3 protein-coding genes are annotated in these 3190 nt (G+C 62.4%); 1 reads left to right on the top strand and 2 read right to left on the bottom strand.

All coding sequences use genetic code 11. The features are described 5' to 3' along the window. Positions 1 to 929, bottom strand: a 929-nt coding sequence (locus FWD29_10055; GenBank protein ID MCL2804271.1) for a hypothetical protein, incomplete at its 3' end; no start/stop codon positions are given. Between the two features lie 215 nt (positions 930 to 1144). Then, complete coding sequence (locus tag FWD29_10050; GenBank protein ID MCL2804270.1) at positions 1145 to 1447, bottom strand: oxidoreductase; 303 nt, start codon at positions 1445 to 1447, stop codon at positions 1145 to 1147. Between the two features lie 219 nt (positions 1448 to 1666). Here FWD29_10050 and lpdA point away from each other — a divergent pair, with 219 nt between their 5' ends. Continuing rightward, positions 1667 to 3022: a dihydrolipoyl dehydrogenase gene (gene lpdA, locus FWD29_10045; protein MCL2804269.1), complete on the top strand. Its 1356-nt coding sequence runs from the start codon at positions 1667 to 1669 to the stop codon at positions 3020 to 3022. Positions 3023 to 3190 lie beyond the last annotated feature (168 nt).

Here is a 3190-nt window from a genome sequence, read left to right as displayed (position 1 = left end):
GCCTGGCTGATGGCGGCGCGTCGCGCGGTGCCAATGGCTTCGCGCGCATGGTGCTCGCCAATGGCTCGGTCAACCGTGTCGTTGCCCAGCACCACGGCGAAGCCAGGATCGTACGTGCCGCGTTTGGTCATGGCCTCGCGGGCCATGGCACCCAAAGCCAGGCTGGATTCGTCGAGAGTCTGGTCGGCGGCTGCGGCTAGTTGGGTCATCTCGGCCAATTGGCGCCTTGCCGTGGCCAGCGAGTCGGTCAGCTGGGCATGACGCCTCTGGGCCTCAGCATGCGCCGCGATGGCCGCATCGACCGCTTCTTCGGCCGCTGGCAGGGCCGCCTGGGCAGTGGCCAACTGGATGTAGGCACCGACCAAAGCCGGGGTGGCACCATCCACCAAGGTGATCCAATCGATTTCGGTGTCAACACCAGCCGGCAGTGCCGTAGCCGCTGGGGCCGGCTGTTGGTCAGGACTGGCTTCTGCCGGCTCGGCGGCTGGTTCGGTCACCTTCTGATAGGCCTGGCCGGTTGGCTCAGCTTCACCTGGAGACTCGGGCTCTGGAGCGCTGGCCACCTCGTTGGTGGGGGTGGCCGCCTCGACGGCATTGATCTTCGATGCTGGGCTAAATGGCAGATCGCTGCTTGGGATGACCGGGCCTTTGGCAACCAGAAAATCCGTGACGGGCTCGTTGGCGGGTGCCGGTTCGGTAGCTGGCACCAGGGGCTCGTTGGCGGGGACGGCAGGCACCCGCAACTGGCAGGTCGGCATCACCGGGGTCACTGCCTGGGCTTGGCCGGCCGCGGCGGGCAGGTCAAACCTGGCCGATGCCGCCTCAACGTACCTGGTCTTGACCGGTGTCGCCGCAGCAGAGGCGACCAAGCCAAAGACCGCTAGAGACGTGACAACCGCGCCAAGAGCAGTTCGGGAGAAACCTCGCACAAAACCTCAGATCATTATTTAGCAAACTACGTGCATCGAAATTAACGATCAGTGGCTTCGAGCCATTCCCCAGACTCCGCCAATCAGCGATGTCGCTGACTGCCTAGCGGTCCTGGGATTGTGTATGGCAGCGAAGTCCCGCAATGCCAACTGGCCGGTGCTTAGATTCTAGGGCCGGCCCCGAACCCCAGCAAAATCCTGGAGTGCCATCTGACCTACTGGCCAGGCCTCTTCTTGGTCCGGTGGGCCGCGTTCCAGTCCCGCATGCGCTGGGGGTAACCGGTGAAGTTAACGTCATAAACCGGGATGCCGAGTTGCCCGGCAATGTCGCGGGCGGCGCGGCCATCAGGTACTTTGCGCCTAGTCCACTCGCCGGTGGTGGCAATGAGCAGCAGTGTGGTCTGAATGTCCTTGTTGGGTGGCTCGATGTAGGCTTCCACTCCGACACGGCTGGCTACAAAGTCCTTCAGGTGCGCCATGGTCTCGCGTCGCGCCTCGCTCTGCGTGACCTGCGCCACATTCGGATGCCCGTTCTTTGGCCGCTTTGACCGTCTGAACCAACTCACCGCCCCAGAATAGTGTGCCTAACTCTCAATCACATGGTTCGTTGGCGTCAGATCATGAAAGGATGGCGTGGGACCTTGTTTTCATTGTCCTGAAACAAAATGACTTCGCTAGGCCCAACGGCCAAGACACTAAAGAAGGTGTGATGCAAAGTGGCAGATCGCTTGTTTGACATGGTGGTGTTGGGAGCCGGCTCCGGCGGCTACGCTGCGGCACTGCGCGGCGCCCAACTGGGCTTAGACGTGGCCCTGATCGAGGCGGACAAGGTGGGTGGCACTTGCCTGCACCGTGGCTGCATTCCCACCAAGGCCATGCTCCACTCAGCCGAAGTGGCTGATGAAGTCCGCAATGCCAGTCACGTCGGCATCCAAGCCGAGCTGACCGGCATTGACATGGAGCAGGTCAACAACTTCAAGAAGGGCGTGATTGACCGGCTCTACAAAGGCCTAAGCGGCTTGGTTTCGGCCCGTGGGGTCGAACTAATCAACGGCCACGGCCGGCTGATTGGCCCAGGTGCTGTTGAGGTGGCTGGCCAACGGGTCGAAGGCCGCAACGTTCTGGTAGCCACCGGCTCCTATGCCCGCTCCATTCCCGGCCTGAACATTGAGGGCCGTGTCATCACCTCTGACCAGGCGTTGACCATGGACTGGATCCCCCAGAACGCCATTGTGCTGGGCGGCGGCGTGATTGGTTTGGAGTTCGCTTCGATGTGGCGTTCCTTCGGCGCCAATGTCACGGTAGTTGAGGGCTTGCCCAGTCTGGCCCCCAACGAAGACCCAGCCATCTGCAAGGCCTTGGAACGCGTCTTCAGGCGCCGTGGGATTGCCTTCAAGACCGGCGCCATGGTGAAAGACGTTAGCCAGAACGCCGACCAGGCCACCCTGCAGCTAGATAGTGGCGAATCCCTCAGCGGGGATGTGGTCCTAGTAGCAGTGGGTCGCGGTCCCAACACCGCTGGCTTGGGCTACGAAGAGGTTGGCCTGAAGATGGACCGCGGCTTTGTGCTGACTGACGATCAGTTGCGCACCGGCATTCCCGGGATTTGGGCCGCTGGCGACATTGTCCCAGGCCTGCAGCTAGCCCACCGCGGCTTTGCTCAGGGCATTGCCGTGGCCGAGCGCATTGCCGGTATCAACGTCCCAGGCCTGATCGAGGCCAACATCCCCCGGGTGACCTACTGTGAACCAGAGATCGCCTCGGTTGGCCTGAGCGAACCGGCGGCCAAGGAACTCCACGGCGCCGACGCCATCGAAACCATCGAATACAACCTGGCTGGCAACGGCCGTTCCCAGGTGCTAGGCACGCAAGGCTTTGTCAAGCTGGTGCGCGTAGCCGGAGGACCGGTTGTTGGCATGCACATGATCGGCACCCGGATTGGCGAACTGGTGGGCGCGGCCCAGCTGATAGTCAGTTGGGAGGCTCACCCCGAGGACGTGGCGGAATTGATTCACGCCCACCCCACCCAGTCCGAAGCCATTGGCGAAGCCTTCTTGGATCTAGCCGGCAAACCGCTTCATGCCCACCCCTAGCGGACCACCCAGCGGTGTTCTGCCAGGCAAACGGTCGGCCCCGGCTAGACCCGTGCTAGCCGGCGGTCGCCTGACCACCAGCACCTGCAAGCAGCTGAGCCTGTCACCCGACAAGCCCTAAGCAAACACAACCCCATCATCGAATAGAGCGAAACGAGGCAATAATGT

The organism is Micrococcales bacterium (assembly GCA_009784895.1).
Lineage (GTDB): Bacteria > Actinomycetota > Actinomycetes > Actinomycetales > WQXJ01 > WQXJ01.
The sequence above is the reverse complement of the archived record's forward strand: the minus strand, read 5'-3'. Positions and strand labels throughout refer to the sequence as shown.

Excerpts from the sequence above, each read along its gene's own strand:
- lpdA (MCL2804269.1), top strand. The coding sequence starts at position 1,667 with ATGGTGGTGTTGGGAGCCGGCTCCGGCGGCTACGCTGCGGCACTGCGC.